This is a genomic window from Desulfosarcina sp. (assembly GCF_055467485.1).
In genome coordinates, this window is sequence record NZ_JBUOIV010000025.1 from 17,044 (window position 1) to 30,805 (window position 13,762).

At 58.9% G+C, this 13,762-nt stretch carries 13 protein-coding genes; 5 read left to right on the forward strand and 8 right to left on the reverse strand.

Translation table 11 applies throughout. From position 1 onward, the window contains the following. Positions 1 to 42: 42 nt before the first annotated feature. The 5 genes from gatA to argS all read right to left on the reverse strand — a co-directional run bounded on the left by gatA (position 43) and on the right by argS (position 4,921). Positions 43 to 1,503 carry an Asp-tRNA(Asn)/Glu-tRNA(Gln) amidotransferase subunit GatA gene (gene gatA / locus ACZCED_RS13205; RefSeq protein ID WP_464860970.1) on the reverse strand — a complete coding sequence of 487 codons (1,461 nt, stop codon included), beginning with the start codon at positions 1,501 to 1,503 and terminating at the stop codon, positions 43 to 45. A gap of 61 nt (positions 1,504 to 1,564) precedes the next feature. Continuing rightward, the gene (gene gatC / locus ACZCED_RS13210) at positions 1,565 to 1,849 is read right to left on the reverse strand and encodes an Asp-tRNA(Asn)/Glu-tRNA(Gln) amidotransferase subunit GatC (RefSeq protein ID WP_464860971.1); all 285 of its coding nucleotides are present in this window, start codon (positions 1,847 to 1,849) and stop codon (positions 1,565 to 1,567) included. 16 nt (positions 1,850 to 1,865) lie between these two features. Further along, entirely contained in the window at positions 1,866 to 2,465 is a 600-nt protein-coding gene (locus tag ACZCED_RS13215; protein WP_464860972.1) for a methyltransferase family protein, read from the reverse strand. Between the two features lie 47 nt (positions 2,466 to 2,512). After that, positions 2,513 to 3,208, reverse strand: coding sequence for an SPOR domain-containing protein (locus ACZCED_RS13220; protein WP_464860973.1), 696 nt, complete (start codon positions 3,206 to 3,208; stop codon positions 2,513 to 2,515). A 45-nt stretch (positions 3,209 to 3,253) separates the two neighbouring features. After that, a complete protein-coding gene (gene argS / locus ACZCED_RS13225) occupies positions 3,254 to 4,921 on the reverse strand; it encodes an arginine--tRNA ligase (protein WP_464860997.1) in 1,668 nt (555 codons plus the stop codon). Positions 4,922 to 5,415: 494 nt separating this feature from the next. On the opposite strand from argS, the gene ACZCED_RS13230 reads away from it, so the two are divergent. Both ACZCED_RS13230 and ACZCED_RS13235 read left to right on the forward strand, forming a co-directional pair. After that, positions 5,416 to 6,387 carry a prenyltransferase/squalene oxidase repeat-containing protein gene (locus tag ACZCED_RS13230; RefSeq protein WP_464860974.1) on the forward strand — a complete coding sequence of 324 codons (972 nt, stop codon included), beginning with the start codon at positions 5,416 to 5,418 and terminating at the stop codon, positions 6,385 to 6,387. A gap of 199 nt (positions 6,388 to 6,586) precedes the next feature. Then, positions 6,587 to 7,306, forward strand: coding sequence for an acyltransferase (locus ACZCED_RS13235; protein WP_464860975.1), 720 nt, complete (start codon positions 6,587 to 6,589; stop codon positions 7,304 to 7,306). A 37-nt stretch (positions 7,307 to 7,343) separates the two neighbouring features. On the opposite strand, the gene ACZCED_RS13240 is transcribed toward ACZCED_RS13235, so the two are convergent. The 3 genes from ACZCED_RS13240 to ACZCED_RS13250 form a co-directional block, all read right to left on the reverse strand. Continuing rightward, positions 7,344 to 7,538 (reverse strand): FmdB family zinc ribbon protein, encoded by a 195-nt coding sequence (locus ACZCED_RS13240; protein ID WP_464860976.1) that lies wholly within the window; start codon positions 7,536 to 7,538, stop codon positions 7,344 to 7,346. Positions 7,539 to 7,560: 22 nt separating this feature from the next. Next, positions 7,561 to 7,920 carry a DsrE family protein gene (locus tag ACZCED_RS13245; RefSeq protein ID WP_464860977.1) on the reverse strand — a complete coding sequence of 120 codons (360 nt, stop codon included), beginning with the start codon at positions 7,918 to 7,920 and terminating at the stop codon, positions 7,561 to 7,563. Between the two features lie 73 nt (positions 7,921 to 7,993). Next, positions 7,994 to 9,148: an MFS transporter gene (locus tag ACZCED_RS13250; RefSeq protein WP_464860978.1), complete on the reverse strand. Its 1,155-nt coding sequence runs from the start codon at positions 9,146 to 9,148 to the stop codon at positions 7,994 to 7,996. Between the two features lie 237 nt (positions 9,149 to 9,385). Here ACZCED_RS13250 and ACZCED_RS13255 point away from each other — a divergent pair, with 237 nt between their 5' ends. The 3 genes from ACZCED_RS13255 to ACZCED_RS13265 all read left to right on the forward strand — a co-directional run bounded on the left by ACZCED_RS13255 (position 9,386) and on the right by ACZCED_RS13265 (position 13,758). Then, positions 9,386 to 10,942, forward strand: coding sequence for an OmpA family protein (locus ACZCED_RS13255; RefSeq protein ID WP_464860979.1), 1,557 nt, complete (start codon positions 9,386 to 9,388; stop codon positions 10,940 to 10,942). 54 nt (positions 10,943 to 10,996) lie between these two features. Then, on the forward strand, positions 10,997 to 11,443 hold the full coding sequence (locus tag ACZCED_RS13260; RefSeq protein WP_464860980.1) for a flavodoxin domain-containing protein: 447 nt from the start codon (positions 10,997 to 10,999) through the stop codon (positions 11,441 to 11,443). 347 nt (positions 11,444 to 11,790) lie between these two features. Beyond that, complete coding sequence (locus ACZCED_RS13265; protein WP_464860981.1) at positions 11,791 to 13,758, forward strand: 4Fe-4S binding protein; 1,968 nt, start codon at positions 11,791 to 11,793, stop codon at positions 13,756 to 13,758. Positions 13,759 to 13,762 lie beyond the last annotated feature (4 nt).

Consider the following 13,762-nt stretch of genomic DNA (forward strand, 5'->3'; position numbering starts at 1 on the left):
TTCAACTATCTGTTTACAGTTATTTTTCGCCTCAATCCGCAATCACAGCGGCGGCTTCTTTTCGGTGATGTTCGCCGCCTTTTCGAACTGCCGGGCGATTTTAAAAAGCATCGGTTCGTTAAAGTGGCGGCCCATGATCTGCAGGCCGATGGGCAGCCCGTCGTCGGAGAATCCGCAGGGAACCGATATCCCCGGGATGCCCGCCAGGTTGGCCGACAGGGTGAAAATATCCGACAGGTACATGGCCAGCGGATCGTCAAGGGTCTTACCGATGGGATAGGCCGGTGTGGGTGCCACCGGGGAAACAATCGCATCGCAGGCGGCAAATGCCGTTTGAAAATCGTTCTTGATCAGCGTGCGGATCTGGGACGCCTTGCCGTAGTAAGCATCGTAGTAACCGGCGGACAGGGCATAGGTCCCTAAGATAATGCGACGCTGCACCTCCGGACCGAATCCTTGTGACCGGGTGCTGCGGTACATCTGAAGCAGATCGGCCTGCGACTTGTCGCGGAATCCGTATTTCACGCCATCGTAGCGCGCCAGATTGGAACTGGCTTCACTGGGGGCGATCACGTAATAGGCGGCCACGGCATGATCGGTGTGAGGCAACTGGACATCGATGCATCTGGCGCCCAGCGATTCGATGGTTTTTATGGCCCGTTCCACCGCCGCACCGACCTGGGGGTCCAACCCCCGGGCGGCGCTGTAGGCCGTGGGGATGCCCACCACCACATCCGAAAGCCCATCATCGGCGATCGCCGCAAAAGCCGGCACCGGTTCGGGGACGGAGGTGGAGTCTTTGGGGTCGTGCCCGGCGATGGCGTCCAGCATGATGGCACAGTCGGTCACCGTTTTGCCCAGCGGACCGATCTGGTCCAACGAAGAGGCAAAGGCCACCAAGCCGAACCGGGACACCCGGCCGTAGGTCGGCTTGATCCCCACCACGCCGCAGTGCGAGGCGGGTTGACGGATGGAGCCGCCGGTGTCCGAACCCAGGGCGCCCAGGCACATGTCCGCCGCCACGGCGGCAGCTGATCCGCCGCTGGAGCCTCCGGGGATACGCTCGAGATTCCAGGGGTTGCGGGTGGTCTGAAAGCCGGAGTGCTCGGTGGTGGAACCCATGGCGAACTCATCCATGTTCAGCTTGCCCACGATCACCGCGCCGGCCTTCTTCAACCGCGCAATGACGGTGGCGTCATATGGCGGGATGAAATTGTCGAGCATCTTCGACGCACAGGTCGTACGAAGGCCCTTGGTGCAGATCAGGTCCTTGATGCCCATTGGGATGCCGGTCAGGGGGTGCGCGTCACCTGTGGTCAGGCGACGATCCGCCGCTTCGGCCTGGGCCATGGCGCCGTCGGCATCGACGGTCAGGAAGGCGCCGACCTTGCCGTCGACCGCCTCGATGCGATCGAGGACGGCCCGGGTCAGTTCCACGGAAGCGACTTCTTTATCTTTCAACAGGCCGCTGGCCTGTTCGATGGTCAGTTCGTGCAGTTTCATGGCATCGGTTCCTTGCGGTGTTGCGGTCCGGAATGACGACGGCCAAGTCGTCGATGCGGCGTCAGAGTATCCTGGGTACGACAAAGGCGCCGTCTTCCTTCTCCGGGGCGTTGGCCAGAGACGCCTGCGGGTCCAGATGGTCCTGCGCTTCATCCTCCCTGAATGCATTGGTCAGGGTGATGGCATGGGAGGTGGCAGGAACCCCGCTGGTGTCCACCTGATTCAAGGTGTCCACATAATCGAGAATGGTGCCGATCTGGTCGGCCAGCCGGTCGACGTCCGCTTCAGCGATATCCAGCCGGGCCAGGTGGGCGACGTGCAGGACTTCCTTTTGGGATATTTTCATTGTTGCTGTCTCGGCATCAATAGATGGTGAATAGGGTTGGTAGTATGTGCAATTCGTGAAGCGCTTCGATGATTTCCAGAAAACCAACGATCCATACAAACCAGAGTGCGTCAAACATGTGGCGTTTATACACTTTTGGTTTCACCACATATTCGTCGGGTTCGGTGATTGGCGACAGCCTGGGGAAGAACCGCGGCACCCGCTGGCAATAGCTGTCGAAGGCGGCTTGATGAATGGTCGACAAAACGGCCTCCTCACTGTTGATCACAAACGGATAATAGGCGCAAAAGGCTATCAGGATGACCGCGGGGATCAGGATCGATTCCGTGGCCAGACCAACACCCACCGCACCCACCAGACTGAAGAGATAGAGCGGGTTGCGGCACATCGAGTATGGTCCCTGGGTAATCAGTGTGTCCGTCTTGTACCCCGCGATGTAGAGCGAGCACCACAGCCGCCCCATGGAAGCGACACCCACCAGTACGATGCCCGCAAAAAACAACAGGGTGCTGAATACAGGCGCCCCTTCTTCAAGCGCGCTGGACGACACAAGAATCACTGCCACCAGTGCGAAGGCGAAAATCCGGGAGATAAGGATTCTCAGTTTTTCGATCATTTCAGATCCTGTAGGCGCCTCCATTGGCAGTGGCTGCGCCGCTTGGGTTATTTTTCCACCAGGATGGGTTTTATCTGGTTTCGGGCCAACCGGTCCATGTCCGTCGCTGCCTGTTCACGGTCCGCGTAGTGGCCCACCTGAACCCGGAACCAGAGTCCTTTATCGGGGATGACGATTCGCGACACGTAGGCAGGATACCCGTCCTTTTTCAGATTTGCAACGATTCGCTCGGCGGCGGCCCCATCCTTCATGGAAGCCACCTGGATGGTAAGGTTGCCCGTGGTTCCAGCAGTTGCCGGAGGTTGCGACGACGCTTTCCCGACGGCTGGTTTTTCAGGCGCCTTGGTTTTTTTGGCCATGGTGACGGTTCGCGACTTGTGGGGCAGTTGAGCCGATTCGGCGGTGTCGGCGCCCGGCGAGGGTTCAGCCGTCGGCACCTCGGGCACGGGAATATGAACGGCGGTGTCCAATCCGTCCTTCTTCAGGGCCTCGTAAAACTCCAGCGGCGCTTTTTCATCTTCTCCCCGGATGGCTTTTTCCACCGCTTCCCGCTCTTTTTTCATCATGGCGTCACGCAGGGCGGCCAGTTCCTCCTGCAGCGCCTGGGTATCGAAATGCACGGGTGCCGTTCCCCGGCCCACCAGCACGCCGAGAACGAACATCCATGCCGCAACGAAAAAGACCAGCAGGTATCGCCCCCAGGCGATCCGGCGTTTTGGCGCGGTGGCCTTGCCCTCTGTCACAGGTTTGTTCCTCTGCCCGGAAAATGGGGCGCGCTGAAGTCGCCCCTACATCTGGTCGGGTGCCGACACGCCCAGCAACGCCAGTCCGTTGCGGATCACCTTGCGAACGGCCGAGATCAGGTACAGCCTGGCCCGGGTCAACTTCAGATCGTCTGCACACAATACCCGGTGACGGTTGTAATAGGTGTGAAAGGCGGCGGCCAGGGTCATCAGGTAATAGGTGATGCGGTGGGGCTCCATCAGCGCCCCGGCGGTTTCGACGGTTTCCGGATAGCGGGCCAGGGCCTTGATCAGTGCAATGTCCTCCGGCGTTTCCAGGGCAGTCAGATCCGATGGCGTAAACCCGCTGACCTCCAGCCTGTCGCTCTCAGCCTTGCGATGGATGCTGGAGATGCGCGCGTGGACATATTGGACGTAATAAACGGGGTTGTCGTTGGTCTTTTGTTTGGCCAGCTCCAGGTCGAAGTCCAGGGCGCTCTCATAGTGGCGGGTCAGAAAGATGAACCGGGCCGCATCCCGGCCGACCTCCTTGACCACGTCGGCCAGGGTGACGAACTCGCCGGCCCGGGTGGACATGGCCACGGGCTGGCCGGCCCGCAGCAGGTTGACCAGTTGCACCAGCAGGACGTCGAACTGGTCGCGTTCGTATCCGGATGCCTCCACGGCGGCCTTCATGCGCGGGATGTAGCCGTGGTGGTCGGCCCCCCACACGTCGATCACTTTTTGAAAACCGCGCGCAAACTTGTCCTTGTGATAGGTAATGTCCGATGCGAAATAAGTGGTCTGGCCGTTCTGGCGAACCACCACGCGGTCCTTTTCGTCGCCATAATCGCTGGTCCTGAACCACAGGGCGCCGTCTTTCTCGTAGATCAGCCCCTTCTCCTTGAAATCGCGGATATCGCCTTCCACCCTGCCCGAATCGTAGAGGCTCTGTTCCGAGAACCATCGGTCGAAGGTCACCCCGAAATCCACCAGGTCGGCCCGCATACCCGCGGTAATTTTCTCCGCCGCGTACCGGGCGCAGGGCATGACGGCCTCCGCCTCGCTTTTTTCAAAAAACTCCCGGCCCTCCCGCTCCAGCAGTTCCCCGGCAAGGTCCCGGATGTAATCACCCTGGTAGCAGGTGTCTGGAAAATCCACCGTTTCGCCCAGCATCTCTTTTCCCCGCAGGTAGACAGACATGCCCAGGGTCTGGATCTGCCGGCCGGAATCGTTGATGTAATACTCTTTTTGTACATCATAGCCGCAGAATGAGAGAATGTTGGCCGTGCTGTCGCCCACGGCACCGCCCCGGCCGTGGCCCACGTGAAGGGGGCCGGTGGGATTGGAACTGACGAATTCGATCTGGATGCGGCGCCCCTTGCCCAGGTCGCAGCGGCCATACTGGTCATCCTGCTCGTGAATGGCGGTCAGCACCGGATACCAGGCGGACGGTCGGATGAAAAAGTTGATGAACCCCGGCCCGGCGATTTCCGTACGGTCGATGATGCCCTTTTTGTCATCCAGGTTCCCGATGAGCGTTTCGGCGATTTTTCGCGGTGACATGCGCTGGGCCTTGGCCATCTGCATGGCCATGTTGGTCGACAGATCGCCGTGGCTGTCGGCCTTGGGCTCTTCCAGCAGCACCTCGCAAAAATCGGGCGAGGCGAAGATGCCTTTTTCGTAAGCGGCCGTTGCCGCCGCCAAAATGATTTCCTTGATCGCGTTCTTCATGAATGAATTCCTGACGGCTGATCGATCGGGTCGGGTCAGCCGATGCGGCTTGGTCTCGTTGATGGTTGCCGTCAGCCGGCAACGGCGTCTGCCGTCGGCACGCGCCTGTTTCGATAAAGTCCAGTTCATAAAGAGTTTTCCGATCCAAGTCAAGGAAGTTCACCCCGGCCGCCGGATGCATGCACGGTGTCTTTTTGGCTGGCGAAAACCCATCGGTCCATGGAACCGACGACAACACGAGCGGCTTAGTCCCATAAAGGATCAGGCCCCTTTTTCAGGCCGCCCGGTCTGCCATTGGTTGGCGGGCTCGCCGGATTTGGCCTTTTCCCTTGCATATCCATGATTTCCAACGTATTTTATTTACCTGCTGGACACTGCAACACAATCGTCTGGATTCTGGGACGACCAAAGGGTTTAAAATCATTATGAATGTGAGTATCTGCAAACAACGGCGAAAGCTTGCTGTTGATGTTGATGCGGTGTGCCGGCTGATCATGGCCACCCAGCTTCCTTCCGGTGAAATCCCCTGGTCCGCGGGAGAAAAGACCGATCCCTGGGATCATGTGGAAGCGGCCATGGGGCTGATGGTGGGGGGATATCTGGAACAGGCCCGACAAGCCTTTCACTGGCTGCGCAGCATGCAGCTGGCCGACGGAAGCTGGTTTGCCGCCTACCGCAGGGGCATCCCCGAAGACCGGACCCGCGAAACCAACATGACCGCATACATCGCCGTGGGTGTGTTTCATTACTGGCTGATCACCGGCGATCGCCATTTCCTGGAATCGATGTGGGACACCGTGCGGCGGGCCATCGATTTTACCGTCGGCCATCAGCGTGCCAACGGTGAAATCTGCTGGGCGATCAGCCCCCAGGGCAAGGTGGACCCCATGGCCCTGCTCACCGGTTCCAGCTCCATCTACATGAGTCTGAAATGCGCCATGGCCATTGCCGGCGAACTGGGCAAGGCCGTCATCCCCTGGGCCCTTGCCTACAAGCGTCTCGGTGATGCGATCCGCAATCGACCCTACCTGTTCAACATGACCAAATCCAGATTTTCCATGGACTGGTTCTACCCGGTGCTGTGCGGCGCCGTTACCGGGGAGATGGCCGGCGGGCGCATCAAGCGGCAGTGGAAGAAATATGTGGTGGAAGGCCTGGGGGTGCGCTGCGTTTCCGACCAACCCTGGGTGACCGTCGCCGAAAGCTCTGAATTGGTGCTGACCCTGGCCGCCATGGGAGATACGGAAAAGGCGCTCATCCTTTTCAATTGGCTGTCGGAGCACGTATTCGATGACGGCTCTTTCTGGTGTGGGTTCACCTTTCCCGACATGATCCGGTGGCCTGAAGAAAAAATTACCTGGACCAATGCGGTGGTGCTGTTGGCAGCCGATGCGCTGTTCGACCTTACCCCGGCAGGACGGCTGTTCAGCCACGCCTGGTGGACCGATGCCGGCTATTCCGGCTGACGGACGGTCGTACATCGCCTTTCAGCGCCACGGGATTCGGTTCAAATTCATGAAGCAGTAAAAAGTCACATTTTAGACGGATTCGTAAATAGGCCGAGATCAAGGCTTGCGAATCTTAAGGAGTGAGGCGTACTTATGGTACGCCGCAGCGACGAGGGATGAAGCGTAACGCAGATATCGGGCTTTTTACGGATCCGCCATGATTAAAGATCATCGCCCCTACGTTGTCAAAAAAGCATACCTGAAGTTTCAGAGGTTCTATGCCCGCCACTTTCTGGCCCCCCAGCTCGATCACTTGGGAAGGGGGTTCACTTTCATGCGGCCCTGGCACGTGGAGCTGTTCGGTACGCCGATCGCCATCGGGCGATTCGCCACGGTCATCGCCACCCCGGACAAGAAAATCCGGTTGTCGGTATGGCCGGACCAGGCGGGCAAGGGACATATCACCATCGGCAACTACTGCCTGGTCTGCCCCGGCGTCAGGATCAGCAGCGCCGCCGGCATCACCATCGCCGACAACTGCATGATCGCCAATGGCGCCTACATCACCGATTCCGACTGGCACGGAATCTATGACCGCATCTCCTTCGGCAACGCCATGCCGGTAGCCATCGAAAAAAATGCCTGGATCGGGGACAGCGCCATCATCTGCAAGGGCGTGACCATCGGCGAGAACAGCATCGTGGGCGCCGGGGCCATCGTCGTCGATTCGATTCCCGACAACTGCGTGGCCGCCGGCAACCCGGCCCGCGTGGTCAAACGGCTTGACCCGCAAGAATCCTTCACCACCCGCGCCGAATTTTTCTCCGACCCGGCCAAACTCTCCCGTGAATTCATGGCCTGGGAACAGGCCATGCTCCAGGGCAACACCCTGTTCGGCTGGCTGCGTCACCTGCTGTTTCCCGCCAGGGGGGACTGAAACCGGGGCGGCAGACCGCCGCCCTGAGCTACCCTGCTCAGGAAGGTCCCTTGGGAACGCCGACGATATGCGATCCCAACCCGGAGCCGGCCATGAAGCCCTCCTGGCCGGTGGTCATCCGAATATCCCTTCCCTTGCACCGGGGGCATACCGGCGGGGTGTCATCGCCTTTGAACGTCAGGTGCGCAAACGTGTGACCGCATGCGTTGCACCGGCACTCGGCTGTGGGCATGGCCATCGAATCCTTTCACGGTCTACAGGCTGATGACCGCCGCATCACATGACATGTGGATCAGTTCGGCGGCCGTGGCCATCCGGGCACCGTCGATGAGTTCCTTCTCGTCGATATGACGGGCTTTGGCGCAGGGCGTGCAGACCAGAATCGGCACCTCGTGGGCCTGAAGATAGGCGATGAGGTCGTCGGCCACATCCCCCGTCGCCGCCCGCAGGTGATCCGCAAGCCCTTGTTTGGCAATGTATACCCCTTCATCGAGCAGAAACAGGGTGGTTTGCTTGCCTTCCTTGTGGGCGATGGTGGCCAGATGGATCGCACGGGTCGACCGGTTGGGATTGTCGGTGCCGCACGACAGGACGATGAGGACGTGGGTTTTCATGATCCTTCCTCTCCTTTTTTTGGATTGTGTATTTTTTCTTGTCAAAGCCCCCACGGCCGGTTCCGGTGACGGCTCAGGCCCCGGGTTTCGGTTTTCCGCAGGATGCGGCCCAGTGAAATCCAGCGAACAGCAATCCTCCTGCAAGCGCCACACCGGCGCTGGTCAGGAAAAGCGGTGCAGTGTTGTCCGGGTCGTAGAGAGCACCGCTGACAAAAAAGCCCACGGTGAGCCCGAGGCCATAGGTCACGGCGTTGTTCACGGCCTGGCCCAGGGTTTTCTCCGATGCCGGGGCGAGCTGATCCATGTAGAGGATGCCGGCCATGTGAAAAGCGCCGTATGTGACCGCATGGAGCAACTGGCTGGCCAGAATCACCATCGCCGACTGGGCGACATACAGGATGCCCCACCGGATCGCCGCCGCCGCAAAAGATACAGCCAGCACCCGCTTGAAAGAAAAACGGGCGAACAGCCGGGGGGAGTTGATCATCATCACCACTTCCGCCGTGGATGCCAGGGCCCAGCATACACCGATAAAGCTGCCGTCGTGCCCCAATTGGGCCAGATGAATGGAAAAAAAGCCATAGTAAGCCCCATGGCTCACCAGCATGAGAAACGCACACACCAGAAAAACCAGGGTGTGGCCCGAGAACAACCTCACCGCATCATGGGATGGCGCTTGGCGCTGTTGACCGATCCGGGGCATACCGATGGCAGTCATGGCCTGGGCGCTCGAGATGGCCAGTGCCAGGGCAATGACGATACCCACGGTATACCGGTCGATCATTTTTCCAGAAATAAGCACCACGGCGATGAATGCGATCGACCCCCATGCCCGGGTACGGCCATAGCGATGTTTGGTTTTGCCCAGCACGTCCATGGCAAAGGCTTCGAGAAAGGAGATGATCGGCGCGTAAAAGGCACCGTAAACGATGGTGAGGGCCAGCATGAACCGAAAATCGGTGGTGAAGAGAAAGAGCGCCCACAGGGCGGTACTGGCAAAGCTGCACAGGATGTATATGGGACGGCGGATGCCCTTTCGGTCCGCCAGGACGCCCCAGAAAATGGAAAAAAGGATCAGTACGGCTGCGCGAACGGCGGACAGGCTGCCGATCTGAAAACCGGTAAAGCCGATGTTCAGGCAGTAGAGGTTGAAATAGGGCAAAAATACGCCCATCGCCCCGAAATAGAGGAAATACTGGATTCTGATGGCGTTCTTTGCGCTGATCATAGACAGTCTGCAAACATTGAGGGCAAAACTTATTGATGGTCCGGGCATCATATCCAATTCAGCGGGAAAGGCAACGCCTTTCACCGTTCGCATGCTTGGTGGAAAATGGCCGGGAGTATTGAAATGTTGACATAAATCGAAAACATGCGCATCATTCACGACATTGAAGGTTGCCTGTCATCGTCCGATCCCGGAAATCTGATCCACTTAAACAATCGTTTCACCAAGGAGGATAAAATGAAGAACAGGGCCAGAAATCCAATATGGATTTCCCTGGTGGTGGTCGGTCTTGCCTTGACCGGATGTGTCCAGTCTCAGATAGCCGGCTCCGCGGCCGCCCTCGACCCGAACCAATCCATGATGGAAAATCCGGTGGAACTGGTCAACCAGCTCAGCAGCGACATTTCCGAAGCACGCATGGCCCAGCTCAACATTCTGTCCCCCGATGGATTCAAAAAAGCGGAGAGAGCCTTTTTCAACGCCCAGGAAGACCTTGAAAAAGGCAACGAGATCGCCGACATCCGCAAGTCCGTAAAGGAATCGCGAGACTACCTGTTAAACGCGAAAGAGATTGCCACGATTTCGCGAACGACCCTGGCCGATGCCCTCGAGGCGCGTGAAATGGCCCGGACTGCCGGGGCGGCCAAGTTCGAAGATGAATACCGTCGGGTGGAAAACGACTTTCTTGATCTGACGCGGGCCATTGAACGGGATAACCTCAGTTATGCCCAGAATAACCGGAGCAAGGTGATCGAGCGCTACCGGGAACTGGAAGTTCGCGCCATCAAAGAGGAAACCATCGGCGAAGTCCGTGCGCTCATCGCCCGGGCCGAAGCGGCCGATGCCCGGAAAATAGCGCCCCTCACCCACGGCCAGGCCGTGGATCAGATCACCGCCACCGACGCGTTCATCTCGGCCAATCCCTATGCCAAGGAAGAGATGCACGCCATGGCGCAAGAAGCCCTGTTCAAGGCCAACCGCCTGGTGGTGGTCACCGAACAGAGCAACCGGATCAAAACCATGAAGCCGGAGGCCATCGTCCTGCTGATGGAAACGCACCTGCACACGATATCTGACGCACTCGGCGCCCAGGACATGCGCGACCAGGCCTACCAGACCCAGTTGGACAACATCGTCGGTTCGGTCAACTCCCTGAAAAGCGACCGAACCTTCATGTCCGAAAAAAATCAGTCCCTGCAGGCAGAGATGGAATCGCTCAAGGCGGACTACCAGGCCAGTATCGACGCCCTCAATGTGCGCGTGGCCACCCTGGAAGGCAAAACCCGGGAGGACCAGATGGCCAAGGAGCGCATGGCCAGGGAACGCATGGCCGTAGAGCAGCGACTGGCCGCGGAAAGAAAATTCAACCAGCTTTACGTGACGGTCCAGGATTATTTCGAAAATGATGAAGCCGAGGTCTATAAAAAGGAGAACCAGCTGGTACTCCGGCTCAAGGCCATGCGGTTCCCCGTGGGAAAAAGCATCATCATGCCGGAAAACTACGCCCTGCTCAGCAAGGTCCAAAAAGCCATCCGCACATTTGACGACCCGCGGGTGATCGTAGAGGGGCATACGGACGCCACCGGTTCCGACGACGTGAACATGCTGCTCTCCCAGCAGCGCGCCGAGGCCGTCCGCGAGTACATGATCGCCAACCAGACGCTGCCCCCGGACAGCGTTTCCGCCGTGGGCTATGGTTCCGAGCGCCCATTGGCCTCCAACGCCACGACGGCGGGCCGGGCCATCAACCGCCGTATCGACATCCTGATCATTCCCGAAGCAAAGCCCATTTGACCGGGATTGTAGGTTCGTCAACCCCATCGACAATCCATCAACCAAGGAGGACACATGAAAAAAGTACTTGTCGCCTATGTCAGCCGAACGGGAAAAACCGAAGCCATGGCCAACTACATCGCCGAAGGCCTTCGGATCCGTGGACAGGACGTGGATGTCAAGAAAATCGCAGCCATCGAGAGTGAGAAAGGCATCACCGGATACGACGGTTATGTGTTCGGCTGCCCCACCTATCACAAGGACATCACCAGCGGCATGAAACATTTCCTGTTCAAGGCCGAAAAAGCCAACCTGACAGGCAAGATCGGCGGCGCTTTCGGCTCCCATACGCATAGCGGTGAGAGCGCCCCCATGATCTTCGACACCATGCAGCACGTTTTCAAGATGGACATGACCAACCTGGGTCCCCTGAACCTCACCGAAGCCATGGTCGACAGCGGAGAAGGGATGAAGGCCTGCCAGGATTATGGCAAGGCGCTGGGCGAAAAACTCGGCGCATAAACCGGTCGAACGCAGCAGTGGCCGGTCGCCGAATCGCGCCGCGACCGGCCGCTTGGATTATGGGGTGGGAGACACCCTTTTCGAATTCGTCATCATTTTGCAGGTAGCACCGTATGCGACACCGACCTTGAGTCACCTCCCTTGACGACATATCACATCTTGAAAAAAATGAATCCCCACCGTCCGTTTCACCTTTCACCGGCAACGATGTTCAAGTGCTCCCCCTAAAATATCGATAAATGAATACGGTTCACAAACTGTTTCTTTAGACAGGTGGATGTGATAATTTGCCCAAGCAATATCTGGAATCGGATGCAGGGCATCATCCTTATAACGGAGGGCGTCGGGTGAAGGATCGGATTGGCGTGTTCATCTGCGAGTGCGGGCCGAATATCAAGGATGCCATGGACATCCCGAAACTGGTGCGCTTTGCCGGACAGCTGGAGGCGGTCGTGCTGGCCGAACCGGTAGGCCTGATGTGTGCACCGGATGGTCGAAAAAAGGCCGCCGAGACCATACGACGCCACCACCTCACCCATGTGGTATTCGCCGCCTGCTCACCCCGGGAGCACGAACAGAGCTTTCGGGACGTGCTCGAATCCGCCGGACGCAACCCGTTCATGATGCAGGCGGTCAACCTTCGGGAGCAGTGCGCCTGGGTGATCCATGACCGCGATCAGGCCACCCGCAAGGCCAAAGGGCTGATCCGCGCAGCGGTTCAGCGCGTGCGGCATCACGCCCCCATCACCATCAAAGAGATCGACTGCCGTCCCGATGTTCTCGTGATTGGCGCCGGTGTGGCCGGCATCAGCACGGCCCGCACCCTCAGTCAGAACGGCCGGCGGATAGTTATGGTGGAGCGTTCCGCGTGCATTGGCGGCATGGCGGCATTGTACGAAGACCTCTACCCGGATTTCAACTGTGCTGCCTGTCTGATCGAGCCCGACCTGGACGAGGTCATTCATGACGAGCGGATCGAAATCCTCACCACAAGCGAAGTGCTGTCCGTGCGCGGCACCCAGGGCAACTTCACGGTCACGGTGAAACAGGCGGCCTGCCATGTCGATCCCTATCGGTGTATCGGTTGCGCAGCCTGCATCGAAGCCTGCCCGATCACGGTCCCCAATGAATTCAATGCCGGGATGGACTCCCGTCGGGCGATTTATATCCCCTATCCTGGGTCACTGCCGCATGTGGCTGTTATCGATAAGCAGCATTGCCTGCAGTTCACGGGTGACTCGTGCAATGCGTGCAAGGATGCCTGCCCATTCGACGCCGTCGACTATACGGCGGTCCCCACCGTCCGCAATATAGAGGTGGGGGCTGTGGTGGTGGCCACCGGTTTTCAGGGGTTCGATCCCAGCCGCAGCACCCGATACGGTTATGGCGAAGTGGACGGTGTCATCTCGGCATTCGCCTTTGAGCGGCTGGTGAATACCACCGGTCCCACCGGCGGCAAAATCGTGACGGCCGGCGGACTGGCACCGGATACGGTCGCATTTGTGCACTGCGTCGGCTCACGGACCGACAGGTTCAACCGATTTTGTTCAGGTGTCTGCTGCCTGTCTGCATTCAAGCAAGCCCGACAGGTCCTAAAACAACTGCCTGAAGCCGCCATTCACCATTTTTTCGCCGATCTCTGTCTACCCGGAAAAACCGCCCAGCGATTTTTCGACGGGGTCCGTGCAATGGTCGGCGTCACCCTGCACCGGCTCGCTCACCCCGGCGCCATCCAAATCAGTGCTGAAAACGGCCGGACGATCGTTCGAGGCACCGACGCCTCGGGAGCCGTCCAGCAGGTCGACGCCCAGTTGGTTGTCCTGGCAACGGCCATGGAAGCCCCTGAGGACATGCCGCAAATGGGTCGAATCCTCGACCTGGGTCTCGACGATGACGGTTTTTTCAAAGAAGCCCACCCGGTTGTTGATCCGGTGGCCGCGGACCGGGAAGGATTCTATCTGGCCGGCTGCTGCCAAGGACCAAAAGACATTCCCGCTTCCGTGGCCCAGGGCCAGGCAGCCGCCGGCAGGATTTTGCAGAAACTAATCCCCGGCGGCAAAATCACCCTGAATCCGATCGTTGCCCGGGTGGATTCGGATCTTTGCTCCGGCTGCCGGACCTGCGAGGCCCTTTGTCCCTTTGGCGCCCTGGTCAGGGATGAAAACGAAACCTGCATGACCATCGAAGAAACCTTGTGCCGCGGCTGCGGGATATGTGCGGCCGCCTGCCCCGGCGGCGCCATCAGTGTAGGTCACTATTCCTCTGACGCCGTTTACGCGGAGATCGCCGGTCTATTGAAACCCGATGGAAAGTGATGCC

Excerpts from the sequence above, each read along its gene's own strand:
- gatC (WP_464860971.1), bottom strand. The coding sequence starts at position 1,849 with ATGAAAATATCCCAAAAGGAAGTCCTGCACGTCGCCCACCTGGCCCGG.
- ACZCED_RS13255 (WP_464860979.1), top strand. The coding sequence starts at position 9,386 with ATGAAGAACAGGGCCAGAAATCCAATATGGATTTCCCTGGTGGTGGTC.
- ACZCED_RS13240 (WP_464860976.1), bottom strand. The coding sequence starts at position 7,538 with ATGCCCACAGCCGAGTGCCGGTGCAACGCATGCGGTCACACGTTTGCG.
- argS (WP_464860997.1), bottom strand. The coding sequence starts at position 4,921 with ATGAAGAACGCGATCAAGGAAATCATTTTGGCGGCGGCAACGGCCGCT.
- ACZCED_RS13245 (WP_464860977.1), bottom strand. The coding sequence starts at position 7,920 with ATGAAAACCCACGTCCTCATCGTCCTGTCGTGCGGCACCGACAATCCC.
- ACZCED_RS13235 (WP_464860975.1), top strand. The coding sequence starts at position 6,587 with ATGATTAAAGATCATCGCCCCTACGTTGTCAAAAAAGCATACCTGAAG.
- ACZCED_RS13260 (WP_464860980.1), top strand. The coding sequence starts at position 10,997 with ATGAAAAAAGTACTTGTCGCCTATGTCAGCCGAACGGGAAAAACCGAA.
- gatA (WP_464860970.1), bottom strand. The coding sequence starts at position 1,503 with ATGAAACTGCACGAACTGACCATCGAACAGGCCAGCGGCCTGTTGAAA.
- ACZCED_RS13230 (WP_464860974.1), top strand. The coding sequence starts at position 5,416 with ATGGCCACCCAGCTTCCTTCCGGTGAAATCCCCTGGTCCGCGGGAGAA.
- ACZCED_RS13215 (WP_464860972.1), bottom strand. The coding sequence starts at position 2,465 with ATGATCGAAAAACTGAGAATCCTTATCTCCCGGATTTTCGCCTTCGCA.
- ACZCED_RS13250 (WP_464860978.1), bottom strand. The coding sequence starts at position 9,148 with ATGATCAGCGCAAAGAACGCCATCAGAATCCAGTATTTCCTCTATTTC.